This is a genomic window from Pseudomonas segetis, assembly GCF_900188155.1.
Lineage (GTDB): Bacteria > Pseudomonadota > Gammaproteobacteria > Pseudomonadales > Pseudomonadaceae > Aquipseudomonas > Aquipseudomonas segetis.
The window spans coordinates 168,449-193,199 of the sequence record NZ_FZOG01000002.1 but is presented as its reverse complement, the minus strand read 5'-3'; the positions used below and the strand labels follow the sequence as shown (position 1 = coordinate 193,199).

The window sequence follows — 24,751 nt, the reverse complement described above, 5'->3', positions numbered from 1 at the left end:
GAATCGTTATGGAAAAAGCCAAAGACGGTGGCCCGGCAACAGTAGTGCCGCGCCACGTGGCCGTGATTATGGATGGCAACAACCGCTGGGCGAAAAAACGTCTGCTGCCGGGTGTTGCTGGCCATAAAGCCGGTGTCGATGCGGTGCGTGCGGTCATCGAGGTCTGTGCCGAGGCCGGGGTCGAGGTGCTGACCCTGTTCGCCTTCTCAAGTGAGAACTGGCAGCGCCCCGCCGATGAAGTGGGTGCATTGATGGAGTTGTTCATGAGCGCTTTGCGCCGTGAGACACGCAAGCTCAATGACAATGACATCAGCCTGCGCATTATTGGAGACCGTTCGCGTTTCCATCCCGAATTGCAAAATGCAATGCGTGAGGCCGAAGCGCAAACAGCTGGCGAAAAGCGCTTTATCCTGCAGATTGCCGCCAACTATGGCGGTCAGTGGGATATCGCCCAGGCTGCCCAGCGTCTTGCGCGTGAAGTCCAGGGCGGGCATTTGCAGCCAGGTGATATCACTCCGCAACTGCTGCAAAGCTGCCTCGCAACTGGCGACTTGCCATTGCCTGACCTGTGCATCCGTACGGGTGGCGAGCATCGCATCAGTAATTTCCTGCTGTGGCAGTTAGCCTACAGTGAACTGTACTTCACCGACCTGTTCTGGCCTGACTTCAAGCATGACGCAATGCGTCAGGCGCTTGCTGACTACGCGACCAGACAGCGGCGCTTTGGCAAGACTAGCGCGCAGGTAGAATCCGAGGCGCGTAATGCTTAAGCAAAGAGTCATAACTGCACTGGTGCTGTTACCCATTGCGCTGGGTGGCTTTTTCCTGCTCGATGGTGCCGCATTTGCACTCTTTATTGGTGCAGTTGTCAGTCTCGGGGCTTGGGAATGGGCGCGACTCGCCGGTTTTCAATCACAGCCGCAGCGAGTTGCCTATGCCGCGCTGGTGGCGATTCTGTGCTGGCTGCTTTATGTCCTGCCCGTTCTGGCGACGCCGGTGCTGGTGCTGGCAATCATCTGGTGGGCTGTGGCGACCAGGCTGGTCTTGGGCTATCCGCAGAGCAGCCAGGCATGGGCCAGTACGCCACGCAAGCTGGTTATCGGCCTGTTGATCCTGCTACCGGCCTGGCAAGGCCTGGTGCTGTTCAAGCAGTGGCCTCTGGCTAACTGGCTGATCATCGCGGTCATGGTATTGGTGTGGGCTGCTGATATTGGCGCCTATTTTTCCGGCAAGGCGTTCGGCAAGCGCAAGCTTGCGCCGCAGGTCAGCCCGGGCAAAAGCTGGGAAGGTGCGATTGGTGGCCTCTGTACCTGCCTGCTGATTACCCTGGTGGTCGGCGTGGTACGTGGCTGGGGCGCAGGTGAAATGGTCTGGGCGCTGCTCGGTGCTGCCATAGTGGTGATGATTTCGGTGGTTGGTGATCTTACCGAGAGCATGTTCAAGCGCCAGGCGGGGATCAAGGACAGCAGTAACCTGCTGCCGGGTCATGGTGGCGTGCTGGATCGTATTGATAGCCTCACGGCAGCCATCCCGGTATTTGCGGTGCTGCTGTTGCTCTCGGGCTGGGGTAGTCTGTGAGCTGCCAGAAAATCAGTGTACTTGGTGCCACTGGCTCCATTGGTCTGAGCACGCTTGATGTGATTGCCCGTCACCCTGAGCGTTATCAGGTTTTTGCCCTGAGCGGCCGCAGTCGCCTGGCTGAGCTTGAGGCCCTGTGCTTGCTGCATAAACCGGTCTTCGCTGTGGCAGCTGATGCGTCAAGCGCCCAGCGTTTGCAGGCATCATTGGCTGCGCAGGGTTCGAAAACCCAGGTTCTGTTTGGTGAGTCTGGCCTGTGCGAAGTGGCCGCCCATGCCGATGTTGATACCGTTGTCGCGGCGATTGTGGGGGCTGCGGGATTGCGCTCCACGCTTGCAGCTGTGGAAGCCGGCAAGAAAGTGTTGCTGGCCAATAAAGAGGCGCTGGTGATGTCTGGCGCCCTGTTTATGCAGGCCGTTGGAAAAAGCGGCGCCGTATTGCTGCCGATCGACAGTGAGCACAACGCAATCTTCCAGTGCCTGCCAGGCAACTATTCGCGCGGTCTGGCGCAGGTCGGCGTGCGGCGTATTTTGCTCACGGCATCGGGTGGCCCATTCCGGCAAACTCCGCTTGAACAATTGGCCAGGGTTACGCCTGAGCAGGCCTGTGCACATCCAAACTGGTCGATGGGGCGCAAGATTTCCGTCGACTCCGCCAGCATGATGAACAAAGGTCTTGAGCTAATCGAGGCGTGCTGGTTGTTTGATGCACGGCCGGCGCAGGTCGAAGTGGTGATTCATCCACAAAGCGTTATTCACTCCTTGGTCGACTATGTTGATGGCTCTGTGCTTGCCCAGCTGGGCAATCCGGATATGCGCACACCTATCAGTCATGCGCTGGCATGGCCTGAACGCATTGATTCAGGGGTTGCCGCGCTTGATCTCTTTGCCGTGGGGCGACTGGATTTTGAAGCGCCCGACGAGCAGCGCTTTCCATGCCTGCGCCTGGCGCGTGAAGCGGCAGAGCAGGGCGGCACTGCGGCTGCGATGCTAAATGCCGCCAATGAAGTGGCGGTGGCGGCATTTTTACAGCGCCAGATCAGTTTTCCGCAAATCGCGAGTATCATTGACCATGTGCTGAACAGCGAGGCGTCGACTGCGGTCACATGCCTGGAAACTGTGCTTGCCGCGGACAGCCGCGCGCGGGCATTGGCAGAACAATGCGTTAATCGAAGCGGGGAAGCGTGATGAGTGCGTTGTACATGGTTGCCGGTACTCTGATTGCCCTGGGTGTCCTGGTGACTTTTCATGAGTTTGGACATTTCTGGGTGGCGCGACGCTGTGGTGTCAAGGTCCTGCGTTTCTCTGTCGGGTTTGGCACGCCATTGCTGCGTTGGCATGACCGCCAGGGCACGGAGTTCGTGCTGGCGGCGATTCCACTGGGCGGCTACGTGAAAATGCTTGATGAGCGCGAAGCCGAAGTGCCTGTCGAGCAGGCCCATTTGTCGTTCAATCGCAAATCAGTCGGCCAGCGTATTGCTATCGTTTCAGCCGGGCCAATAGCCAATTTCCTCCTGGCGATTGCGTTTTTCTGGTGCGTGGCGCTGTTGGGTAGCCAGCAGGTGCGTCCGGTAATTGGCAGTGTTGCCGAGTCCAGCCTTGCGGCCGAAGCAGGCCTGCAACCGGGCCAGGAAATTGTTTCGATAAACGGTGAACCGACCAACGGTTGGTCTGCGGTTAATTTACAGCTCGTTCGTCGCCTGGGTGAGAGCGGTGTACTTGATCTCAAGGTCAAGAATCCTGGTTCGACGGCTGAGAGCGCCGAGCAAATCCATTTGGACAACTGGCTTAAAGGTGTCGAAGAGCCTGACCCGATTGCCGCGTTGGGTATACGTCCGTGGCGTCCCGAGCTCAAGCCTGTACTGGCTGAGATCGATCCAAGTGGGCCGGCAGCTGCGGCTGGGCTGGCCGTTGGCGATGAGCTGGTTGCGCTTGATGGCCAGCCACTCGAGGATTGGCAGCAAGTGGTCGATCAGGTGCGTGCACTGCCCGGCAAGGCCGTGACGTTGCAGATAATGCGCGCCGGACAATTGCAGGATGTGAACCTGACCCTTGCGGCTCGTGGCGAGGAGGGCGCGCGTAGCGGTTACCTGGGGGCTGGGGTGAAACCTGTCGACTGGCCGCCGGAAATGCTCCGCGAAGTCAGTTACGGGCCTCTGGAGGCCGTTGCCGAGAGTGTTAAGCGCACCTGGACCATGAGTATACTGACGCTCGACTCGCTAAAGAAAATGCTGTTTGGCGAGCTCTCGGTAAAAAACTTGAGCGGGCCGATAACCATTGCTAAAGTGGCGGGCGCTTCAGCTGAGTCCGGCGTGGGGGATTTTTTAAACTTTCTCGCCTATCTCAGTATTAGCTTAGGGGTTCTCAATCTTTTGCCTATCCCTGTGCTGGATGGGGGGCATCTGCTTTTTTATCTGGTCGAGTGGGTGCGTGGTCGCCCATTGTCTGAACGGGTGCAAGGTTGGGGGATGCAGATTGGCATTAGTCTAGTAGTCGGGGTGATGTTACTTGCCCTGGTTAATGATCTGAGTCGGCTGTAACCGCTTCTGAATTACAAATCTGTCGCCTTTAGCGACAGATTTTTTATCGCCAGTTGGAATAAGAAAGGACTTCATGAAACGTCTGCTGCTACCTGTGGTTCTCGCCGCATTGATGATCGCCGAAGTTCACGCCGAGTCCTTCACCATCTCCGATATTCGAGTCAACGGCCTCCAACGGGTGTCCGCTGGCAGCGTATTCGGTGCCTTACCGTTGAATGTCGGTGGTGAAGCCGATGATCGCTCCTTGGTTGAAGCGACGCGTGAACTCTTTAAAACCGGTTTCTTCCAGGATATCCAGCTCGGCCGTGATGGCAACGTGCTGGTGATTACAGTGGTTGAACGTCCGTCGATTTCCAGTATCGAAATCGAAGGTAACAAGGCGATCACAACCGAAGACCTGCTCAAGGGCCTCAATCAGTCTGGCCTGGAAGAGGGTGAGATCTTCCAGCGTGCAACCCTCGAGGGTGTGCGTAACGAACTGCAACGCCAATATGTATCGCAGGGTCGTTACTCGGCCGAGATCGAAACCGAGGTGATTCCGCAGCCCCGTAACCGCGTTGCGTTGAAGGTCAACATCAACGAAGGCGAAGTGGCTGCCATTCAGCACATCAACGTCGTGGGCAACAGTGTCTTCCCAGACGAAGACCTGATGAGCCTGTTTGAACTCAAGACCACCAACTGGTTGTCGTTTTTCAAGAACGACGACAAGTACGCCCGTGAAAAACTCTCCGGTGACCTGGAGCGCTTGCGTTCTTATTACCTGGACCGTGGCTATATCAACATGGACATCGCCTCGACCCAGGTATCGATCACGCCTGACAAGAAACATGTCTATATCACCGTCAACATCAACGAAGGCGAGAAGTACAAGATTCGCGACGTGCGCCTGAGCGGTGACCTCAAGGTCCCGGAAGAGGAAGTGCGCAAGTTGTTGCTGGTCAAGGAAGGTCAGGTGTTCTCGCGTAAGGTGATGACCACTACTTCCGAGCTGATCACCCGTCGCCTGGGTAACGAGGGTTATACCTTCGCCAACGTCAACGGCGTGCCTACGCCCCATGATGACGATCACACTGTTTCGGTAATGTTCGTGGTTGATCCGGGCAAGCGTGCCTACGTCAACCGAATCAACTTCCGTGGTAACACCAAGACCGAAGACGAAGTGCTGCGCCGTGAAATGCGCCAGATGGAAGGTGGTTGGGCCTCAACCTACCTGATCGATCAGTCGAAAACCCGGCTTGAGCGTCTTGGTTTCTTCAAGGAAGTCAACGTAGAGACGCCAGCAGTGCCTGGCACTGATGACCAGATCGACGTTAACTACAGTGTCGAGGAGCAGGCTTCCGGTTCTATTACCGCCAGCGTCGGTTTTGCCCAGAACGCCGGTTTGATCCTTGGTGGCTCGATCACCCAGAACAACTTCCTCGGTTCGGGTAACAAGGTTAGCCTCGGCCTGACCCGCAGTGAATACCAGAGCCGCTACAACTTCGGCTTTGTTAACCCCTACTGGACGCCAGATGGTGTCAGCCTGGGCTACAACCTGTTCTTCCGTGAAACCGACTACGATGAACTCGACACCGACGTAGCCAGCTATTCGGTGGACAGCTACGGCGCAGGCATGAGCATCGGCTATCCGATCAGTGAAACCTCGCGCCTGACCTATGGCTTGACTGTTCAGCAGGACGATATCGACACCGGTATCTATACCGTGGATGAGATCTATGACTTCCTGGAAGAGGAAGGTGATAGCTACCTGAACTTCAAGGCCTCGATCGGCTGGTCCGAGTCGACGCTTAACCGTGGTGTACTGGCCAACCGTGGTCACTCCCAGAGCCTGGTACTTGAAACCACCATTCCGGGCAGCGACCTGTCGTTCTACAAGCTGGATTACCGTGGCCAGATCTTCACCCCGCTGACCGATAACTACACCATGCGCTTCCACACCCAGTTGGGCTATGGCGACAGCTACGGTTCGACTTCAGAACTGCCGTTCTACGAGCACTACTACGCCGGTGGCTTCAACTCGGTGCGTGGTTTCGAGGACAGCAGCCTTGGCCCGCGCAGTACTCCGAGCGTTGTGCGCAACGACCAGGGTGAAATCGTTTATGGCGTACAGGATGCAAACGGCCGTTACACCGACCCGGACCAAGACCCGCTACCATTTGGTGGTAACGTGTTGATCCAGGGGGGCGCCGAGCTATTGTTCCCGCTGCCGTTCGTGAAGGATCAGCGTTCGCTGCGTACTTCGCTATTCTGGGATGTGGGTAATGTATTTGACACCAACTGCTCCTCTTCGCAGAAGGCAGAGAGTGACAGTTGTGAAATATCACTGGGCAACATGGCCAGCTCTGTCGGTGTGGGTTTGACCTGGATTACCGCGCTGGGTCCGTTGAGCTTCAGCCTGGCAATGCCAGTCAAGGAGCCGGATGATGCTGATACTCAAGTGTTCCAGTTCTCCCTTGGCCAGACGTTTTAATCGGTTGATGACCGATCAACAAAAATGGATTTTTGCAGGAGTGTACCGTGCGTAAATTTACTCAAGTTGTTCTGTTAAGCGTTGCCATGCTGTCGGTTGCGACCCCAGCCATGGCTGAAATGAAAATTGCCGTATTGAACTATCAAATGGCCTTGCTCGAATCCGATGCCGCCAAGCGTTATGCCGTGGATGCCGAGAAGAAGTTCGGTCCGCAGTTGAGCAAGTTGAAAAAGCTGGAAAGCGATGCCAAGAGCATTCAGGATCGCCTGGTAAAAGGTGGTCAGAAATTGCAGACCGCTGAGCGCGAGCGCCTTGAGCTTGATTTCAAGCAAAAGGCCCGTGATTTCCAGTTCCAGTCCAAGGAACTCAACGAGCAAAAGGCCGTTGCTGATCGCGACATGCTGAAAAAGCTCAAGCCAAACCTTGATAAAGCGGTTGAGGAAGTTATCAAGAAAGGCAGCTACGACCTGGTTCTCGAACGCGGCGCAGTCATTGATGTCAAGCCTCAGTACGACATCACTCGCCAGGTTATCGAGCGCATGAATCAGCTGCGTTAATTATGAATGCACCTGTATATACGCTGGGCCAGCTGGCTCAGCGTCTTGGCGCTACGTTGCGTGGTCCTGCCGATAAAGTCATTACTGGCTTGGCTACATTGCAGGATGCCAATTCGCAACAGCTGAGCTTTCTGGCAAACCCTCAATACCGCAAGCACCTGGCAAGTTGCCAAGCCGCTGCGGTTTTGTTGACTGTTGCTGATGCACAGAGCTACAGCGGCGATGCCCTGATCGTGGCAAATCCGTATTTGGCCTATGCCGAACTGTCGCATGCCTTTGATCGCAAGCCCGTTGCTGCTGCCGGGGTGCATCCGAGTGCCGTGGTTGCGGCCGATGCCCAGGTCGATTCAACTGCCAGCATTGGTGCATTTGCCGTGATCGAGAGCGGGGCGAGCATCGCAGCTGGTGTTACAGTTGGCGCGCATTGCGTGGTCGGTGCACGCTCGGTAATCGGCGAAGGTGGCTGGTTGGCGCCGCGCGTGACCATTTACCACGACGTGCGTATCGGCAAGGCTGTGGTTATTCAGTCAGGCGCGGTTCTGGGTGGCGAAGGTTTTGGCTTTGCCAACGAGAAGGGTGTCTGGCAGAAGATTGCCCAGATCGGCGGTGTGGTCATTGGGGATAATGTCGAGATTGGCGCCAATACCACTATCGACCGTGGCGCTCTGGCGGACACCCTGATTGGCAATGGCGTCAAACTGGATAACCAGATCATGATCGCGCACAACGTCCAGGTTGGTGATAACACCGCCATGGCCGGTTGCGTGGGTATTTCTGGCAGCACCAAAATTGGCAAGAACTGCATGATTGCAGGCGGTGTGGGCATGGTTGGCCACATCGAAGTGTGTGATGGGGTGTTCGTGACGGGGATGACCATGGTCACTCGCTCGATAACCGAACCAGGCTCCTATTCGTCTGGTACAGCGATGCAACCCGCAGGCGAGTGGCGCAAAAGTGCCGCACGCATACGTCAGCTTGACGACATGGCGCGCCGCCTGCAACAGCTGGAAAAACAGCTGGCTGCGGTGACTTCTAGCGGGAACGCCTCATCTGATGCTTGAGCCCGGCTAAAGCCGGCTCTTCTTTTTTTACTACAGGCTTCTCTGGAAATGATGGACATCAACGAAATTCGCGAATACTTGCCGCATCGCTACCCGTTTCTGCTAGTGGATCGCGTCGACAATCTGGACGTAGAAGGCAAGACCATTCGTGCCTACAAAAATGTCAGCATCAATGAGCCTTTTTTCAATGGCCATTTTCCTGAGCATCCTATTATGCCCGGCGTTCTGATCATCGAGGCGATGGCTCAGGCTGCAGGCATTCTTGGCTTCAAGATGATGGATCTGAAACCAAGCGACGGTACGCTGTACTACTTCGTGGGTTCGGATAAGCTACGCTTTCGTCAGCCTGTTGTACCGGGCGACAAGCTGATTCTGGAAGCCAAGTTTCTCAGCACCAAGCGCAGTATTTGGAAGTTTGAATGTAAAGCCAGTGTCGACGGCAAGGAAGTCTGTTCAGCTGAAGTGATCTGTGCGGAACGCAAATTATGAGTTTGATTGACCCTCGTGCCATTATCGATCCCGCTGCCAAGCTGGCTGACGACGTCACTGTCGGCCCGTGGGCGATTATCGGGCCCGATGTAGAGATTGGTGAGGGTACAGTGCTTGGGCCTAATGTGATCATCAAAGGGCCAACGCGAATTGGTAAGCACAATCGTGTCTACCAATTCGCTTCGCTGGGGGAAGACACCCCTGACCGAAAGTACAAAGGTGAACCCACCCGTCTGGTTATCGGCGACCACAACATCATTCGCGAAGGTGTCACCATGCACCGCGGAACGATCCAGGATCGCGATGAAACAACGGTCGGTGATCACAACCTGATCATGGCTTATGCGCATATCGGTCATGACAGTGTTGTCGGCAATCACTGCATCCTGGTCAACAATGTGGCGCTGGCTGGACATGTGCACATCGGTGACTGGGCAATCTTGTCTGGTTACACCCTGGTGCATCAGTTCTGCCACATCGGCGCCCATAGCTTTGCTGGCATGGGCACGGCGATTGGTAAGGATGTGCCGGCTTATGTCACGGTATCCGGCAACCCTGCCGAAGCCCGTAGCATGAACTTCGAGGGCTTGCGTCGTCGTGGCTTTTCGGCAGAGTCGATCCATGCGCTGCGCCGGGCCTATAAAACGGTTTACCGCCAGGGGCTGACGATTGAAGAAGCCTTGAAGGAATTGGCTGAGCCTTCCATCGAGTTTCCTGAGGTCGCGGTGTTCCGCGACTCCATTCAGGCATCCCAGCGCGGCATCACTCGCTAAGCATGGCTCCTATACGTGTAGCTCTGGTAGCGGGTGAGGCTTCCGGTGACATTCTCGGCGCCGGTCTGATTCAGGCATTGAAACAGCGTCACGGCGATGTCGAGGTTATAGGTGTCGGCGGCCCGTTGATGGAAGCAGAAGGCCTGCAATCGATCTTCCCGATGGAGCGCCTTTCGGTGATGGGGCTGGTTGAGGTGCTTGGGCGCTTGCCCGAGTTGCTCAAGCGCCGTCGTCATCTGTTGCGCGACCTGATCGCAGCCAAGCCCGATGTCTTTATCGGTATTGATGCCCCTGACTTCAATCTCGACCTGGAACTCAAGCTGCGCCGCGCCGGAATCAAAACCGTGCATTACGTCAGCCCGTCCGTGTGGGCGTGGCGGCAGAAGCGCGTGTTGAAAATCCGTGAAGCCTGCGACTTGATGCTGACGCTGTTCCCCTTCGAAGCCAAGTTCTACGATGAATATCAGGTGCCGGTCCGTTTTGTCGGGCATCCATTGGCTGATGCGATTCCATTGCAGGCTGATCGCAGAGCTGCCCGTGAGGCGCTGGACTTGCCCCTTGAAGGCCCTGTTGTTGCCTTGATGCCGGGTAGTCGCGGGGGCGAGGTTTCGCGCTTGGGCGCTGTATTCTTTGATGCAGCAGAGCGATTGCGTAATTTGCGTCCCGGTATCCAGTTTGTCTTGCCTTGCGCCAACCCGCAGCGCCGTGAACAAATCGAGCAGATGTTGGCCAGCCGTGACTTGCCGTTGAAGCTGCTCGACGGCAAGTCGCATCTGGCGCTGGCCGCCTGCGATGCAGTGTTGATTGCCTCGGGCACCGCCACGCTCGAGGCGCTTCTGTACAAGCGTCCGATGATTGTGGCTTACCGGGTTGCGCCGCTGACGTTCAAAATCCTCAGCCGCATGGTCAAGAGTCCCTACATCTCGCTGCCAAACTTGCTGGCGGAGCGTTTGTTGGTGCCAGAGTTGATTCAGGATGCTGCAACCCCGGAGGCATTGGCCCAGCTATTGGCCCCCTTGGTCGAGGGCGGTGATGAACAGACTTTGGGATTCGACCAGATTCATCGCACCTTGCGCTGTGATGCCTCTGCACAGGCCGCTGAAGCCGTACTTGAATTGATTGGGCGTAACTGATGCAACTTGGCCTGGACTTTGTCACTGTCGATGAACTGGTGGCCGGCGTCGATGAAGTCGGGCGCGGCCCGTTGTGCGGGGCAGTGGTCACCGCAGCAGTTATTCTCGATCCGGCGCGGCCGATTCTGGGCTTGAATGACTCGAAAAAGCTCACCGCCGCGCGCCGCGAAAAACTCTTTGATGAGATCCGCGAGAAAGCGCTGTCCTGGTGTATTGCACGGGCAGAGGTCGAGGAGATCGACCAATTGAATATCCTCCATGCAACCATGCTGGCAATGCAGCGTGCGGTCGAGGGGTTGCACGTCACGCCAAAACTGGCGCTTATCGACGGTAATCGTTGTCCGAAACTGCAGGTGCCAAGCGCCGCTGTGGTCAAGGGCGATAGCCAGGTCCCGGCCATCGCCGCCGCTTCAATCCTGGCCAAAGTCAGCCGTGATCGCGAGATGCAAGCGCTGGACCTGCAGTATCCGGGTTACGGAATTGCCGGTCACAAGGGTTATCCGACGGCGGTTCATCTGGAAGCCCTGCGTCGCCTGGGGCCGACACCGGTGCACCGGCGTTCATTTGCGCCTGTGCGCGCACTGTTGCCTCAATAACGTCCGTTTTACCCGCAAGTGTCGCCTCATTGACCTGATTGGTCGCTCACTCACATGCAGTCACTGGCTGCAATGTTGGAAAGTTCCTGCCCTTTCGCTGTCTACACTGTCATAGCGCCATTTGCTGCTATTGCCAGCTGAAAATCCTTGTGCGCAGTGGTTTTGCCATGCGCTGCCTTGCTCGTCGTTCACCTTGGCGTCTGAGTTTAATTTTCCCGGATCTTATCGGGGTCCAACGGATAGCCGCTCTGCGCGGTTGGGAGTGATCAATGCAAGATATCGCCACACAGGTCGTTGATATTCTTAATGGCCTAATCTGGGGCAAAATCCTTATCTGGCTGTTGGTCGGGACTGGTTTGTATTTCACTGTGAGGTTGGGCGCAATCCAACTGCGTCAATTCGGTCATATCTTCAGCGTGCTCAAGGGCAGTCGGCAGAGTGATGATTCGGGTATTTCTTCTTTTCAGGCCCTATGCACCTCATTGGCTGCGCGCGTGGGTACGGGGAATATTGCCGGGGTCGCGGTGGCGATTACCCTGGGTGGGCCTGGCGCAATTTTCTGGATGTGGCTGATTGCCATAATTGGTATGGCCACCGGCTTCGTCGAAGCAACCCTGGCGCAGTTGTTCAAGGTGCGTGACGATTCCGGCCAGTTTCGCGGCGGCCCGGCCTATTACATGGAGCGGGGCCTGAATGCGCGCTGGATGGGGATTCTGTTTTCGATTTTCCTGATCATCGCCTTTGGTTTCGTCTTCAACTCGGTACAGGCCAATACCATCAGCAATGCATTGACTGGCGCCTTTGCACTGGAGTGGGGGACTTTCAACATCGGGCAAAGCCAGATTCCGGTTGCATCGGCGGCCATAGGCGCAGGGCTGGTGGTGCTGACATCGCTGATCATATTCGGCGGCCTGCGCTCGATCGCCCGTTTCTCCGAGCTTGCCGTGCCGGTGATGGCGGCTGCATATCTGTTGATCGCCGTGTTGATCATTGTCCTCAATATTGGTCAGGTTCCTGCTGTGCTGGCACTGATTTTCAAGAGTGCCTTTGGTCTGCATGAGGCTGCGGCCGGCGGTATTGGCGCTGCAATCATGAATGGTTTCAAGCGCGGTTTGTTTTCCAACGAAGCCGGTATGGGTTCTGCACCCAATGCGGCTGCCTCTGCCACGCCTTACCCGCCGCACCCGGTGTCGCAGGGGTATGTGCAGATGGCAGGTGTCTTTATCGACACCATGTTGATTTGCACCGCGTCGGCGGCAATTATCCTGTTGGCTCAGGTGCCAACCGATAGCGCGGCGGGCATTACGCTGGTGCAGGATGCCCTGAGCAGTCAGTTGGGCGGCTGGGCCAAGTATTTCCTGACGGTGGTCATACTGTTCTTTGCCTTCACCTCGATCGTTGCCAACTATTTTTATGCCGAGAACTGCCTGGTGTTCCTTGAACATAACCATAAGGCGGGCCTGTTGGTTTTCCGTCTGGTGGTCTTGGCCATGGTGATGTTCGGTGCGTTGGCATCGTTGCCGTTTGTCTGGAATCTGGCGGACGTGTCGATGGGCCTGATGGCGATTACCAACCTGGTTGCGATCCTGCTGTTGTCCAACCTGGCGTTCAAGCTGGCCAAAGACTACAACGCTCAGCGTAAGGCCGGGCTATTGCCAACCTTTGATGCGGCTCAGTATCCAGAGGTGCAAGAGAAGCTTGAAGCGGGCGTTTGGGATGATCGCAAACCCGCCTAGTTATTAAGGGTTTTGCCGTCGTAACCGGTTAAGCTGCCAGGGGTTGCGAACTCAGGCTGATGTTTTATCCAAGGCCCGGTACAATCCGGGTCTTGTCGTTTTTGTGTTTTGTAAGGGCTGCCATGACTGCTTCGTTCGTCCATTTACGTGTGCACACCGAGTTTTCGCTTGTCGACGGTCTGGTCCGGGTCAAACCCCTGATCAAGTCGGTTGCGGGGGCGGGCATGCCAGCAGTCGCCGTGACCGACCAGAGCAACATGTGTTCGTTGGTCAAGTTCTACAAGGCGGCAATGGGTGGCGGCATCAAGCCTATTTGCGGGGCTGATATCTGGATGGCCAGCGCCAGCGAAGACGGCCCGCTGACCCGTATGACCCTGTTGGCAATGAATGCCAAGGGCTATCGCAACCTTACCGAACTGGTTTCGCGCGGTTGGAGTGAGGGGCAAAGCAACGACCTGGTAATTATCCAGCGCGACTGGGTCAAGGCTGCCAACGAAGGCTTGATTGCCTTGTCGGGCTCCAAGGAAGGGGAAGTAGGCCTGGCATTGCTGGCCGGCGACCAGCCACTGGCTGAATCCCTGCTCAAGGAGTGGATGGAGGTCTTTCCCGAGCGCTTTTACCTGGAAGTACAACGCACCAACCGGATCAACGACGAAGAACACCTGCATGCAGCCGTGGCCCTGGCTGAACGTTTTGCTGCGCCTTTGGTTGCAACCAATGACGTACGCTTCATCAAGCAGGATGATTACGAAGCGCACGAAACGCGCGTGTGCATTGGCGAGGGCCGTCCGCTGGATGATCCACGCCGGTTGCGTTTGTACTCCGATCAGCAGTACCTGAAGTCGCCGGAAGAAATGGCGGAGTTGTTCAGCGATTTGCCCGAGGCGCTGCACAATACGATCGAGATCGCCAAGCGTTGTAATATCGAGGTGCAACTGGGCACCTATTTCCTGCCGAACTTCCCGATTCCTGACGGCATGACCATTGACGAGTATTTCCGTAAAGTCTCGTTTGATGGCCTCGATGAACGTCTGGAAGTGCTGCTGCCCAAGGACACGCCGGACTACGAGGCCAAGAAGCAGGTCTACGTCGATCGCCTCAATTTTGAATTGGATATTATTATTCAAATGGGGTTTCCCGGTTACTTCCTGATCGTTATGGACTTCATCAAGTGGGCCAAGAACAATGGCGTCCCGGTTGGTCCTGGTCGTGGGTCGGGCGCAGGCTCGCTGGTTGCCTATGTGCAGAAGATTACCGACCTTGACCCCCTGGCCTATGACTTGCTGTTCGAGCGATTCCTCAATCCCGAGCGGGTCTCGATGCCCGACTTCGACGTTGACTTCTGCATGGATGGTCGCGACCGGGTCATTGATTATGTAGCGCAAAAATACGGTCGAAACGCGGTTAGCCAGATCATCACCTTCGGCACCATGGCGGCCAAGGCGGTGGTGCGCGATGTCGCCCGTGCCCAGGGCAAGTCCTACGGCCTGGCGGATCGCCTGTCGAAGATGATTCCGTTTGAAGTCGGCATGACACTGGCCAAGGCATTCGAGATGGAAGAGCCATTGCGCGACTTCCTCAAGACTGACGAAGAAGCAGCCGAAATCTGGGAGATGTCGCTCAAGCTCGAGGGCATTTGCCGGGGCACTGGCAAGCACGCCGGTGGTGTGGTTATTGCGCCAACCAAGCTGACTGACTTTTCACCCATTGCCTGTGATGAGGAAGGCAATGGCCTGGTGACCCAGTTCGACAAGGATGATGTCGAGTCGGCTGGGCTGGTCAAGTTTGACTTCCTGGGGTTGCGTACGCTGACCATCATCAAGTGGGCGATGGAGACCATCAATCGCGAGCAGGCCAAGAAAGGCTTGCCCGAGTTGAATATCGATTTCATCCCGCTTGACGACAAAGCAACCTTTGCGATGCTGCAAAAGGCTGAAACCACAGCGGTGTTCCAGCTTGAATCTCGCGGCATGAAGGAGCTGATCAAAAAGCTCAAGCCCGACTGCCTCGAAGACATGATCGCACTCGTGGCGCTGTTCCGTCCGGGTCCGCTGCAATCCGGCATGGTGGATGACTTCATCAACCGCAAGCACGGGCGCGAACCGATTTCCTACCCGCATCAGGATTACCAGTACGCTGGCCTGCAACCCGTTCTGGCACCGACCTACGGGATTATCCTGTATCAGGAGCAGGTGATGCAGATCGCGCAGGTCATGGCGGGCTACACCCTGGGTGGCGCGGACATGTTGCGCCGGGCCATGGGTAAGAAAAAGCCTGAAGAAATGGCCAAGCAGCGCGGGGGCTTTATTGAAGGCTGCGCCAATAACGGTATTGATGCGGACCTTGCAGGCAACATCTTTGACCTGGTGGAAAAGTTCGCCGGCTACGGTTTCAACAAGTCGCACTCGGCGGCCTACGGCCTGCTGTCTTACCAGACCGCTTGGCTCAAGGCGCACCATTCGGCCGCCTTCATGGCCGCCGTACTGTCGGCGGATATGCACAACACCGACAAGGTCGTCACCCTGATCGAAGAGTGTCGCAGCATGAAGCTGCGCATCGATGCGCCGGACGTCAACACCTCCGAGTTCAAGTTCACGGTCAACGACGAAGGTTGGATCGTCTACGGTCTTGGTGCCATCAAGGGCGTTGGTGAAGGCCCGGTTGAAGCCATTGTCGAGTCGCGGCGTGACGGTCCATTCAAGGATCTGTTCGACTTCTGTTCTCGCGTCGATCTCAAGCGCATCAACAAGCGGACGCTGGAAGCCCTGGTGCGCAGCGGTGCACTGGATCGCCTCGGGCCGTATTTCCATGAGGAGATCAAGGCCTACCACGCCAACATCGACCGCAACCGCGCGGTGTTGCTGGCGGCAATGGAAGAGGCCGTGCAAGCGGCCGAGCAGACGGCTCGCAGCCATGACAGCGGGCACATGGATCTGTTCGGTGGCGTGTTTGCCGATGAGGAACAGGATGTCTACGCCAACCACCTCAAGGCCCGCGAGTTATCGCTCAAGGAGCGCCTCAAGGGTGAGAAAGACACCTTGGGCCTGTATCTGACCGGCCACCCCATTGATGAGTATGAAGGAGAGGTGCGCCGCTTTGCCCGCCAGCGCATCATCGACCTCAAGCCCGCGCGTGATACGCAAACGGTTGCTGGCCTGATCGTCAACCTGCGGGTGATGAAGAACAAGAAAGGCGACAAGATGGGCTTTATCACCCTGGATGACCGTTCCGGGCGAATCGAAGCCTCGTTGTTTGCCGATGCATTTGCCAGCAATCAGGCATTGCTGCAAAGTGATGCACTGGTGGTTGTCGAAGGCGAGGTCAGCAATGATGACTTCTCCGGCGGGCTGCGCTTGCGTGCCAAACGGGTGATGAGCCTGGAAGAGGCGCGCACCGGCCTGGCCGATAGCCTGCGGCTCAGGATCGCCAGCGATGCATTGAAAGGCGACAAGCTGCGTTGGCTGGCGGATTTGTGCACGCGCCACCGAGGTGTTTGCCCTATCACCATGGATTACACCAGCACCGATGCCAAGGCGCTTTTGCAGTTTGGCGAAGGTTGGAGAATCAACCCGGCAGATAGCTTGATTCAAGCTTTGCGTGACCAGTTCGGGAAAGACAACGTCTTCCTGCACTACCGCTGATTTTTAGCGCTGGATTTCAGCCTTCGAATTAGACGGATAAATTATGGCCCTGAGTGGTCTGGGTACATGTGTTGTTAAAAATGACGATGCAGTGCACACACTCAGGTGTCGACCTTGATGCGCCAGATCCATTAATGTATGGCGCGAACGGATACAGCTCCCGGCCACTTGGCCGTCGACGCAAGACGGATGACTATGAACCCGAACTTTCTCGATTTCGAACAGCCGATCGCCGACCTGCAAGCCAAGATCGAAGAGCTTCGCCTGGTTGGTAACGACAACTCGTTGAATATCAATGACGAGATTGCTCGCCTGCAAGATAAAAGCAGCACCCTTACCGAAACCATCTTCGGTAACCTGAGCAGTTGGCAGGTGGCGCAGCTGGCGCGTCACCCGCGCCGTCCATACACCCTTGATTATCTCGGGCATATATTCACCGAGTTCGAGGAATTGCATGGCGATCGTCACTTCTCCGATGACGCAGCGCTGGTTGGCGGTGTAGCTCGCCTGGACGGTGAACCCGTCATGGTTATCGGTCATCAGAAAGGCCGTGAAGTCCGTGAAAAGGTGCGTCGCAACTTCGGTATGCCGCGTCCTGAAGGCTATCGTAAAGCCTGCCGCCTGATGGAAATGGCCGAACGCTTCAAGATGCCGATCGTGACCTTTATCGACACTCCGGGTGCATATCCAGGGATTGACGCTGAAGAGCGCGGTCAGAGTGAAGCCATCGCCTGGAACCTGCGGGTCATGGCGCGCCTGAAGACCCCAATCATCGCCACCGTTATCGGTGAAGGTGGTTCCGGCGGTGCCTTGGCCATTGGTGTGTGCGACCAGTTGAACATGCTGCAGTATTCGACCTACTCGGTCATCTCGCCAGAAGGTTGTGCCTCGATTCTGTGGAAAACGGCCGAGAAAGCGCCGGACGCAGCTGAAGCCATGGGCATCACCGCCGAGCGTCTCAAAGGCCTGGGGATTGTTGACCAGGTTATTGCCGAGCCTCTGGGCGGCGCTCACCGTGATCCGGCCGCTGCTGCTGAGTCCGTTCGCCAGGCGCTGGGCGCCCAGCTCAAGGAGCTGAAAAAGCACAGCACTGAAGAGCTGCTGGCGCGTCGTTATGAGCGCTTGATGAGTTACGGCATCGCTTAAACCGCTGCATGTGTAACAGGTAAGCCTCATGAGCTTGATTGCCAAGGTGCTGGAAAACATCGCTCCTTGGCGTCAGGCAACAGCCTGGCGAGTCGCGTTTTCTGGCGGTCTCGATTCCAGCGTACTGCTGCATATCCTGGCGACTCTCGCGCAACGCGAGGCTATACCGTCGCTTTTCGCGGTGCATATTCATCACGGTCTACAGCCTGCGGGTGATCTCTGGCCTGAGCATTGCCAGCAATTTTGCGATCAGTTGGGCGTCCCCCTGAGCGTGCTGCGGGTCAAGGTGGAGCCTGGCGCCAGTCTTGAACGTGCCGCCCGCGATGCGCGCTACAAGGCATTCACGGCGCAGCTCTGTGCTGGCGAGTTGCTGATGGTTGCCCAGCATGCTGATGATCAAGCCGAAACCCTGATGTTCAGATTGCTCCGTGGTGCCGGGGTGCGTGGTCTGGCCGCCATGCCGATCAGTCGCCCGCTGGGGCAGGGCCAGCTGTTACGGCCGCTGCTCAACTGTTCCCGGGCCGAAGTGCACGACTACGCAAATCAACATGGCTTGCAGTGGGTTGAAGATCCCTCGAACAGCGATGAGCAGTTATCGCGTAATTATCTACGCCGACAGGTGCTGCCACTGCTGGCGCAGCGTTGGCCGCAGGTTGTTGGTCGCCTTAACCAGGCCAGCGAGCATATGCGTGAAGCGTCTGAGCTGCTCGATGTGTTGGCGGCTCAAGACCTTGCCGCAGCCCAGGAACCGGTCACTGACGGCTGGCTGAACTTGCCTAGCCTGGCCTTGGCGCCTTTGCGTCAGTTGACTGTGGCTCGTCAGCGCAATGCCCTGCGTTTCTGGTTGCGCCAGCTGACGCCGATGCCGGATACCGAGCATTGGCAAGGGTGGTGCGACCTGCGCGACGCGGCAATGGATGCCACGCCGGTTTGGCGATTGGCAGGCGGTGAGGTTCGCCGAGCCGATGAACGGTTGTGGTGGCTTAGTGGCCAATGGTTGCGCCAGCCTGAACCGGTCAATCTGCCGGTCGTGGCGGGGCAGTGGTTTGGGTTGCCCGGCAATGGCTCTATACGTATCGAGGGGCCACTGCCTGCTGGCGATTGGGCTGTTGTCTATCGCCAGGGCGGCGAGGTCTTGAACCTGCCGGGACGCGGTCGCCGCGACCTCAAGCGCTTGCTCAATGAGCATGCCGTGGCGACATTTATTCGCAATCGATTGCCGTTGCTCATCTGTGATGGACAACTGATGGCCGTGGCCAACATGCCGCAACTCTGCGCCGTTCAAGGCGTGCAGTGGCATTTTGTATGGGATTTGCCGACGAGCGATCTGGGTTTGAGCTGAAAAGGGCTTTCGAGTAGACTACGCTCCCGTCTTAATAGTGCTTTTGCTGATTCCGTTTGCCAGTGGCAAAACGACTCGGTGAATGCGTTCTGGTTACTGCGATTTGGTAGCCGGTTGCTTTACATTTCCTTCGCTTTCCCCGGCGGCGCTGACCGCTTAAACGCTGATTTCTAGGATTTTTCATGACGCGCTACATTTTCGTCACGGGTGGTGTTGTTTCTTCTTTGGGGAAGGGCATCGCCTCGGCTTCACTGGCGGCTATCCTGGAGGCGCGGGGCCTGAAGGTCACGATGCTCAAGCTGGATCCCTACATCAACGTTGACCCGGGCACCATGAGCCCGTTCCAGCACGGTGAAGTGTTTGTCACCCATGACGGCGCTGAAACCGACTTGGATCTGGGGCACTACGAGCGGTTTATCCGCACCACCATGACCCAGAACAACAACTTCACCACCGGCCGCGTCTACGAAGACGTGCTGCGTCGTGAGCGTCGTGGCGATTACCTCGGTGCCACCATCCAGGTGATCCCGCATATCACTGACGAAATCAAGCGCCGTATCATCAAGGGCGCCGGTGACGCTGACGTGGCCATGGTTGAAATCGGTGGCACTGTTGGTGATATCGAGTCGCAACCTTTCCTTGAGGCCATCCGCCAGTTGCGCGTCGAAGTGGGCGCCAAGCGCGCCATGCTGATGCACCTGACGCTGGTGCCGTACATCGCCACCGCCGGTGAAACCAAGACCAAGCCTACCCAGCATTCGGTCAAGGAACTGCGTTCGATTGGCTTGCAGCCCGACGTGCTGGTTTGTCGCTCTGACCATCCGATTGATGTGTCTTCGCGTCGCAAGATCGCCCTGTTCACCAACGTCGAGGAGCGCGCGGTTATTTCGCTCGAAGACGTCGACACCATCTACAAGATTCCTTCTGTGCTGCACGCCCAGGGCCTTGACGATTTCGTCGTCGAGCGCTTTGGCCTGGATTGCGGCGGCGCTGATCTTTCCGAGTGGGACCGTGTGGTTGATGCCAAGCTGAACCCGGAAAAAGAAGTCAATATCGCCATGGTCGGTAAGTACATGGAACTGCTGGATGCCTATAAGTCGCTGATTGAAGCAATGAGTCATGCCGGCATCCAGAATCGCACCAAGGTCAACCTGCGCTATATCGACTCCGAGGATATCGAGAACCAGGGGACTTCGCTGCTTGAGGGCGTTGACGCCATTCTGGTGCCGGGCGGCTTTGGTCTGCGCGGCGTTGAAGGCAAGGTTGAGGCGGTGCGCTATGCCCGCGAGAATAAGATTCCGTACCTGGGTATCTGCCTGGGCATGCAGGTCGCGGTGATCGAGTTCGCCCGTAACGTGCTTGGCTGGAAGGACGCCAACTCCACCGAGTTCGACTCTACCAGCGGCCACCCAGTGGTTGGCTTGATCACCGAATGGCAAGACGCTACCGGGGTTACCGAACAGCGTACCGAAGCCTCTGACTTGGGCGGTACCATGCGTCTCGGGGCCCAGGAATGCCAGTTGTTGAGCGGTTCCAACGTCTACGACTGCTACGGCAAGGATGTGATTGTCGAGCGTCATCGTCACCGTTACGAGGTCAACAACAACCTGCTGCCCAAGCTGACTGAAGCCGGCTTGAAGATCACCGGTCGTTCGGGTGATGGCGCCTTGGTTGAAGTGGTAGAAGCACCTGATCATCCATGGTTTGTCGCTTGCCAGTTCCACCCAGAATTCACTTCGACCCCGCGTGATGGCCATCCGCTGTTCAGTGGCTTTGTAACGGCTGCGCTGGCTCACAAAAGCAAAAAGGCTTAATGCATGACGCAGAAAATAGTGCGCGTAGGCAATATCGAGATCGCTAACGACAAGCCATTTGTGCTCTTTGGCGGCATCAATGTCATCGAGTCGCGCGACCTGGCGATGAAGGCCTGTGAAGAGTACGTGCGAGTTACCGAGAAACTCGGTATTCCCTACGTGTTCAAAGCAAGCTTCGACAAGGCCAACCGTTCTTCGGTGACTTCCTTCCGTGGTCCGGGCCTGGAAGAAGGCATGAAGGTCTTTGAAGAAATCAAAAAGACCTTCGGCGTACCTGTGATCACCGACGTGCACGAGCCGCACCAGGCACAGCCCGTTGCGGATGTATGCGACATTATCCAGTTGCCGGCATTTTTATCGCGCCAGACTGATCTGGTGGTGGCTATGGCCAAGACCGGCGCAATCATCAACATCAAGAAGGCCCAGTTTCTTGCTCCGCAAGAAATGCAGCATATCCTGGCCAAGTGTGTTGAAGCCGGTAATGACCAACTGATCCTGTGCGAGCGTGGCTCCTCCTTCGGTTACAACAACCTGGTGGTGGACATGCTTGGCTTTGGCATCATGAAGCAGTTCGAGTACCCGGTATTCTTCGACGTGACCCATGCCTTGCAGATGCCAGGTGGTCGTGCCGATTCTGCCGGTGGTCGCCGTGCACAGGTGACAGATTTGGCCAAGGCAGGCATGAGCCAGGGCCTGGCCGGGCTGTTCCTTGAGGCACACCCCGACCCAGACAACGCCAAGTGCGACGGTCCTTGTGCCTTGCGCCTGGACAAGCTGGAGCCGTTCCTGACCCAGCTCAAGCAGCTTGATGATCTGGTAAAGAGTTTTCCGCCGATTGAGACTGCCTAACAAGGCGCTTATCCGGTAGAGTGCAATCCGGGCATAAGCTGACCGGTTGGTCAGCTAAATTGCACCAGCTCACTCCGTGTTGGTTTGCTGGGCAAAACCAGGCCCGCGTTGCTTTCTAGGGAATTTCTAATCGCATTGCTGGTAACAAGGGTTACGCAACAATGCTGGAGATTCACTTTAGTTAATTTTTGGAGTGCTTAACGCAATGGCAAAGATTGTCGACATCAAAGGCCGTGAGGTTCTGGATTCACGTGGCAACCCAACTGTAGAAGCTGATGTGATCCTTGAAGGCGGTATCGTTGGTAGCGCATGTGCGCCATCGGGTGCCTCAACTGGTTCTCGCGAAGCGCTGGAACTGCGTGATGGCGACAAAAGCCGTTACTTGGGCAAGGGCGTATTGAAGGCTGTTGCCAATATCAATGGCCCAATCCGCGACCTGCTGTTGGGTAAGGATGCGATTGACCAGCAAGCCCTTGATCGCGCGATGATCGAGCTCGATGGCACTGAGAACAAGGCTTCACTGGGCGCCAATGCTGTCCTGGCCGTGTCGCTGGCTGCTGCTAAAGCCGCTGCTCAGGCCAAAGGTATTCCGCTCTACGCGCACATTGCCGATCTCAACGGCACTCCGGGCGTCTATTCGATGCCTGTGCCGATGATGAACATCATCAATGGTGGCGAGCACGCGGACAACAACGTTGATATCCAGGAGTTCATGGTCCAGCCAGTGGGCGCGAAAAACTTCGCCGAAGCACTGCGCATGGGCGCTGAAATCTTCCATCACCTCAAGGCGGTTCTCAAGGCGCGCGGCCTGAGCACTTCGGTGGGTGACGAGGGTGGTTTTGCACCTAACCTGGCCTCCAACGAAGACGCGCTGTCGGCGATCGCCGAGGCAGTTGCCAATGCTGGTTACAACCTGGGCGATGATGTCACCTTGGCCTTGGACTGCGCTTCGAGCGAGTTCTACAAGGACGGCAAATATGACCTGGCTGGCGAAGGCAAGGTATTCGACGCCGAAGGTTTTGCAGATTACCTGGCTGGCCTGTCCGAGCGCTATCCGATCATCTCCATCGAAGACGGTATGGACGAGTCCGACTGGGCTGGCTGGAAAGTACTGACCGACAAGATCGGCAGCAAGGTCCAGTTGGTAGGTGACGACCTGTTCGTAACCAATACCAAGATCCTCAAGGAAGGCATCGACAAGGGCATCGGCAACTCGATCCTGATCAAGTTCAACCAGATCGGCTCGCTGACCGAGACGCTAGAAGCCATCCAGATGGCCAAAGCGGCTGGTTACACGGCGGTGATCTCGCACCGTAGCGGCGAAACCGAAGATTCAACCATTGCCGATCTTGCGGTGGGTACCTCGGCTGGCCAGATCAAGACCGGCTCGCTGTGCCGTTCGGACCGAGTGTCCAAGTACAACCAATTGCTGCGTATCGAAGAGCAGTTGGGCGGGAAAGCAGCTTATCTTGGTATCGCAGAGTTCCGTGGTTAAGCATAAGCATGTTAAAAGGAGGGCGGCGAAAGTCGCCCTTTTTTTCGGACGGATTTTCTGGTTGTTATGCGTAAAGCCTATTGGTTGTTCCCGGTTCTGATTTTAATGCTGGCTGGTCTGCAGTATCGGCTTTGGGTCGGTGACGGCAGCTTGGCGCAGGTGACGGACTTGAAGCATCAGATTGCCAGTCAGCAGGGCGAGAATGAGCGCCTGCTTGAGCGCAATCGTGTGCTCGAGGCGGAAGTGCGCGAATTGAAAAAAGGCATGGAAACTGTCGAGGAGCGGGCACGCCACGAACTGGGCATGGTCAAAGATGGCGAGACGCTCTATCAACTGGCCGAATAACTGCGCGAAGACCTTGTCATGACCTTGCAAAAACTCCCTGCCTTCTGGGCAATCATCCCGGCTGCTGGTGTTGGCAGCCGTATGCGTGCCGATCGTCCCAAGCAATACCTGCCGCTGGCCGGTAAAACCATCCTTGAACACACCTTGGCGTGCTTTGTTGATCATCCACGGCTTAAAGGCCTGGTTATCAGTCTGGCCGAGGATGACCCGTTCTGGGCGCAATTGCCTTGTGCAAGTGACCCGCGTATCGAATTGGCCGTTGGCGGTGATGAGCGTGCCGAGTCGGTGCTCAATGCCTTGCTGCGTCTGGCAGAGTTGGGCGCAGAGGAACACGACTGGGTGCTGGTGCATGACGCCGCAAGACCCAACCTGGCTCGCGAAGACCTTGATCTCCTGCTCGCCGAGTTGGCTCATGACCCCGTGGGCGGCTTGCTGGCGGTGCCCGCGCGCGACACCTTGAAGCGTGCCAATGCCGATGGGCGCGTCAAGGAAACGGTTGATCGCTCGGTAATCTGGCAGGCCTATACGCCGCAGATGTTTCGCCTGGGTTTTTTGCACCGGGCAATGGCTGAAGCGCTGGTCTCGGATGTGGCCATTACCGACGAGGCGTCGGCGGTCGAGTGGGCAGGGCAGGCGCCGCGATTGATCGAGGGGCGCGCCGACAATATCAAGGTTACCCGCCAGGAAGACCTGAATAACCTGGCGCGCATCTGGCGTGATCGTCAGTAAGGCAGGCAACGCGAAGTCCGTCGGCCTATACTGTGATTATGTTGCGAGCTGGAAAGGCGGACGCAGGACTGGCGTCCACCTTGTTACCTGGAAGAGTGTTACCTGGATGAGTGGCTAGGCGACGCGGGTTTTACGCACATTGCGGTCCAGCACCGTGCTCAGCTTGTCGATAGCGCCATCTATGGCCTGGTGCAGTGATTCGGCATTGTGGGTGACCGAAATCGGGTCGCGCCCTTTCATTCTGGCTTCTATCTGGCAGCGCTTATCCTGAGTGCCGCTTTTGTGGGCATTCTCATCGCTCAGATGCGCTTCTATTCGAGTCAGGTGCTCTTCGAAGCGTTTGATCTTGTGTTCGACACGACTGCGTACGTTGGTGACTAAGTCGAGTGAGGCTTCAATATGTTTGTCACTGTTGACCAGAACTTGCATAACCGTTTCCTCTGATTGATCAAGGCCAG

At 56.8% G+C, this 24,751-nt stretch carries 21 protein-coding genes; 20 read left to right on the top strand and 1 reads right to left on the bottom strand.

Annotated features, from left to right (window positions below; translation table 11 throughout):
• Nucleotides 1–8 precede the first annotated feature (8 nt).
• From uppS to ispD, 20 genes are all read left to right on the top strand, one after another.
• A complete protein-coding gene (gene uppS, locus CHB79_RS06650) occupies nucleotides 9–770 on the top strand; it encodes a polyprenyl diphosphate synthase (protein WP_010486768.1) in 762 nt (253 codons plus the stop codon).
• Nucleotides 763–1,578: a phosphatidate cytidylyltransferase gene (locus CHB79_RS06645; protein ID WP_089359323.1), complete on the top strand. Its 816-nt coding sequence runs from the start codon at nucleotides 763–765 to the stop codon at nucleotides 1,576–1,578. The genes uppS and CHB79_RS06645 overlap by 8 nt, the downstream gene beginning before the upstream one ends.
• Nucleotides 1,575–2,765 carry a 1-deoxy-D-xylulose-5-phosphate reductoisomerase gene (gene ispC / locus CHB79_RS06640; RefSeq protein WP_089359322.1) on the top strand — a complete coding sequence of 397 codons (1,191 nt, stop codon included), beginning with the start codon at nucleotides 1,575–1,577 and terminating at the stop codon, nucleotides 2,763–2,765. The genes CHB79_RS06645 and ispC overlap by 4 nt, the downstream gene beginning before the upstream one ends.
• A complete protein-coding gene (gene rseP / locus CHB79_RS06635) occupies nucleotides 2,765–4,117 on the top strand; it encodes a sigma E protease regulator RseP (RefSeq protein ID WP_089359321.1) in 1,353 nt (450 codons plus the stop codon). The genes ispC and rseP overlap by 1 nt, the downstream gene beginning before the upstream one ends.
• A 73-nt stretch (nucleotides 4,118–4,190) precedes the next feature.
• Entirely contained in the window at nucleotides 4,191–6,587 is a 2,397-nt protein-coding gene (bamA, locus tag CHB79_RS06630; protein ID WP_010486776.1) for an outer membrane protein assembly factor BamA, read from the top strand.
• Nucleotides 6,588–6,634: 47 nt separating this feature from the next.
• A complete protein-coding gene (locus CHB79_RS06625) occupies nucleotides 6,635–7,144 on the top strand; it encodes an OmpH/Skp family outer membrane protein (RefSeq protein ID WP_089359320.1) in 510 nt (169 codons plus the stop codon).
• Nucleotides 7,145–7,146: 2 nt separating this feature from the next.
• Complete coding sequence (gene lpxD / locus CHB79_RS06620; protein ID WP_425439582.1) at nucleotides 7,147–8,205, top strand: UDP-3-O-(3-hydroxymyristoyl)glucosamine N-acyltransferase; 1,059 nt, start codon at nucleotides 7,147–7,149, stop codon at nucleotides 8,203–8,205.
• Nucleotides 8,206–8,253: 48 nt separating this feature from the next.
• Nucleotides 8,254–8,694: a 3-hydroxyacyl-ACP dehydratase FabZ gene (gene fabZ / locus CHB79_RS06615; protein WP_010486781.1), complete on the top strand. Its 441-nt coding sequence runs from the start codon at nucleotides 8,254–8,256 to the stop codon at nucleotides 8,692–8,694.
• Entirely contained in the window at nucleotides 8,691–9,467 is a 777-nt protein-coding gene (lpxA, locus tag CHB79_RS06610) for an acyl-ACP--UDP-N-acetylglucosamine O-acyltransferase (protein WP_010486782.1), read from the top strand. Before fabZ ends, lpxA begins: the two co-directional genes overlap by 4 nt.
• A 2-nt stretch (nucleotides 9,468–9,469) precedes the next feature.
• Nucleotides 9,470–10,600, top strand: coding sequence for a lipid-A-disaccharide synthase (lpxB, locus tag CHB79_RS06605; protein ID WP_010486784.1), 1,131 nt, complete (start codon nucleotides 9,470–9,472; stop codon nucleotides 10,598–10,600).
• Nucleotides 10,600–11,196 (top strand): ribonuclease HII, encoded by a 597-nt coding sequence (gene rnhB, locus CHB79_RS06600; protein WP_010486786.1) that lies wholly within the window; start codon nucleotides 10,600–10,602, stop codon nucleotides 11,194–11,196. The genes lpxB and rnhB overlap by 1 nt, the downstream gene beginning before the upstream one ends.
• Nucleotides 11,197–11,465: 269 nt before the next feature.
• Entirely contained in the window at nucleotides 11,466–12,932 is a 1,467-nt protein-coding gene (locus CHB79_RS06595) for an alanine/glycine:cation symporter family protein (RefSeq protein ID WP_010486787.1), read from the top strand.
• A gap of 122 nt (nucleotides 12,933–13,054) precedes the next feature.
• Nucleotides 13,055–16,573 (top strand): DNA polymerase III subunit alpha, encoded by a 3,519-nt coding sequence (dnaE, locus tag CHB79_RS06590; RefSeq protein WP_089359318.1) that lies wholly within the window; start codon nucleotides 13,055–13,057, stop codon nucleotides 16,571–16,573.
• Nucleotides 16,574–16,768: 195 nt separating this feature from the next.
• Nucleotides 16,769–17,719, top strand: a complete 951-nt coding sequence (gene accA, locus CHB79_RS06585; protein WP_010486789.1) for an acetyl-CoA carboxylase carboxyl transferase subunit alpha — start codon at nucleotides 16,769–16,771, stop codon at nucleotides 17,717–17,719.
• Between the two features lie 28 nt (nucleotides 17,720–17,747).
• Nucleotides 17,748–19,061, top strand: coding sequence for a tRNA lysidine(34) synthetase TilS (gene tilS, locus CHB79_RS06580; protein WP_089359317.1), 1,314 nt, complete (start codon nucleotides 17,748–17,750; stop codon nucleotides 19,059–19,061).
• A gap of 182 nt (nucleotides 19,062–19,243) precedes the next feature.
• On the top strand, nucleotides 19,244–20,875 hold the full coding sequence (locus CHB79_RS06575) for a CTP synthase (RefSeq protein WP_089359316.1): 1,632 nt from the start codon (nucleotides 19,244–19,246) through the stop codon (nucleotides 20,873–20,875).
• Nucleotides 20,876–20,878: 3 nt separating this feature from the next.
• Nucleotides 20,879–21,724 carry a 3-deoxy-8-phosphooctulonate synthase gene (kdsA, locus tag CHB79_RS06570; RefSeq protein ID WP_010486794.1) on the top strand — a complete coding sequence of 282 codons (846 nt, stop codon included), beginning with the start codon at nucleotides 20,879–20,881 and terminating at the stop codon, nucleotides 21,722–21,724.
• A 205-nt stretch (nucleotides 21,725–21,929) separates the two neighbouring features.
• Nucleotides 21,930–23,219 carry a phosphopyruvate hydratase gene (gene eno / locus CHB79_RS06565; RefSeq protein ID WP_089359315.1) on the top strand — a complete coding sequence of 430 codons (1,290 nt, stop codon included), beginning with the start codon at nucleotides 21,930–21,932 and terminating at the stop codon, nucleotides 23,217–23,219.
• Between the two features lie 66 nt (nucleotides 23,220–23,285).
• Nucleotides 23,286–23,564 carry a cell division protein FtsB gene (gene ftsB, locus CHB79_RS06560; RefSeq protein ID WP_010486799.1) on the top strand — a complete coding sequence of 93 codons (279 nt, stop codon included), beginning with the start codon at nucleotides 23,286–23,288 and terminating at the stop codon, nucleotides 23,562–23,564.
• Between the two features lie 18 nt (nucleotides 23,565–23,582).
• The gene (gene ispD / locus CHB79_RS06555; RefSeq protein ID WP_089359314.1) at nucleotides 23,583–24,293 is read left to right on the top strand and encodes a 2-C-methyl-D-erythritol 4-phosphate cytidylyltransferase; all 711 of its coding nucleotides are present in this window, start codon (nucleotides 23,583–23,585) and stop codon (nucleotides 24,291–24,293) included.
• Nucleotides 24,294–24,407: 114 nt separating this feature from the next.
• Here ispD and CHB79_RS06550 read toward each other — a convergent pair whose 3' ends face one another.
• Complete coding sequence (locus CHB79_RS06550) at nucleotides 24,408–24,722, bottom strand: HPF/RaiA family ribosome-associated protein (RefSeq protein ID WP_010486803.1); 315 nt, start codon at nucleotides 24,720–24,722, stop codon at nucleotides 24,408–24,410.
• Nucleotides 24,723–24,751: the final 29 nt, after the last annotated feature.

Coding starts and splice junctions, on each gene's coding strand:
- lpxA (WP_010486782.1), top strand. CDS start 8,691: ATGAGTTTGATTGACCCTCGTGCCATTATCGATCCCGCTGCCAAGCTG.
- accA (WP_010486789.1), top strand. CDS start 16,769: ATGAACCCGAACTTTCTCGATTTCGAACAGCCGATCGCCGACCTGCAA.
- tilS (WP_089359317.1), top strand. CDS start 17,748: ATGAGCTTGATTGCCAAGGTGCTGGAAAACATCGCTCCTTGGCGTCAG.
- kdsA (WP_010486794.1), top strand. CDS start 20,879: ATGACGCAGAAAATAGTGCGCGTAGGCAATATCGAGATCGCTAACGAC.
- uppS (WP_010486768.1), top strand. CDS start 9: ATGGAAAAAGCCAAAGACGGTGGCCCGGCAACAGTAGTGCCGCGCCAC.
- lpxB (WP_010486784.1), top strand. CDS start 9,470: ATGGCTCCTATACGTGTAGCTCTGGTAGCGGGTGAGGCTTCCGGTGAC.
- eno (WP_089359315.1), top strand. CDS start 21,930: ATGGCAAAGATTGTCGACATCAAAGGCCGTGAGGTTCTGGATTCACGT.
- ispD (WP_089359314.1), top strand. CDS start 23,583: ATGACCTTGCAAAAACTCCCTGCCTTCTGGGCAATCATCCCGGCTGCT.
- rnhB (WP_010486786.1), top strand. CDS start 10,600: ATGCAACTTGGCCTGGACTTTGTCACTGTCGATGAACTGGTGGCCGGC.
- CHB79_RS06595 (WP_010486787.1), top strand. CDS start 11,466: ATGCAAGATATCGCCACACAGGTCGTTGATATTCTTAATGGCCTAATC.
- CHB79_RS06550 (WP_010486803.1), bottom strand. CDS start 24,722: ATGCAAGTTCTGGTCAACAGTGACAAACATATTGAAGCCTCACTCGAC.
- dnaE (WP_089359318.1), top strand. CDS start 13,055: ATGACTGCTTCGTTCGTCCATTTACGTGTGCACACCGAGTTTTCGCTT.
- fabZ (WP_010486781.1), top strand. CDS start 8,254: ATGATGGACATCAACGAAATTCGCGAATACTTGCCGCATCGCTACCCG.
- rseP (WP_089359321.1), top strand. CDS start 2,765: ATGAGTGCGTTGTACATGGTTGCCGGTACTCTGATTGCCCTGGGTGTC.
- CHB79_RS06645 (WP_089359323.1), top strand. CDS start 763: ATGCTTAAGCAAAGAGTCATAACTGCACTGGTGCTGTTACCCATTGCG.
- bamA (WP_010486776.1), top strand. CDS start 4,191: ATGAAACGTCTGCTGCTACCTGTGGTTCTCGCCGCATTGATGATCGCC.
- lpxD (WP_425439582.1), top strand. CDS start 7,147: ATGAATGCACCTGTATATACGCTGGGCCAGCTGGCTCAGCGTCTTGGC.
- ftsB (WP_010486799.1), top strand. CDS start 23,286: ATGCGTAAAGCCTATTGGTTGTTCCCGGTTCTGATTTTAATGCTGGCT.
- CHB79_RS06575 (WP_089359316.1), top strand. CDS start 19,244: ATGACGCGCTACATTTTCGTCACGGGTGGTGTTGTTTCTTCTTTGGGG.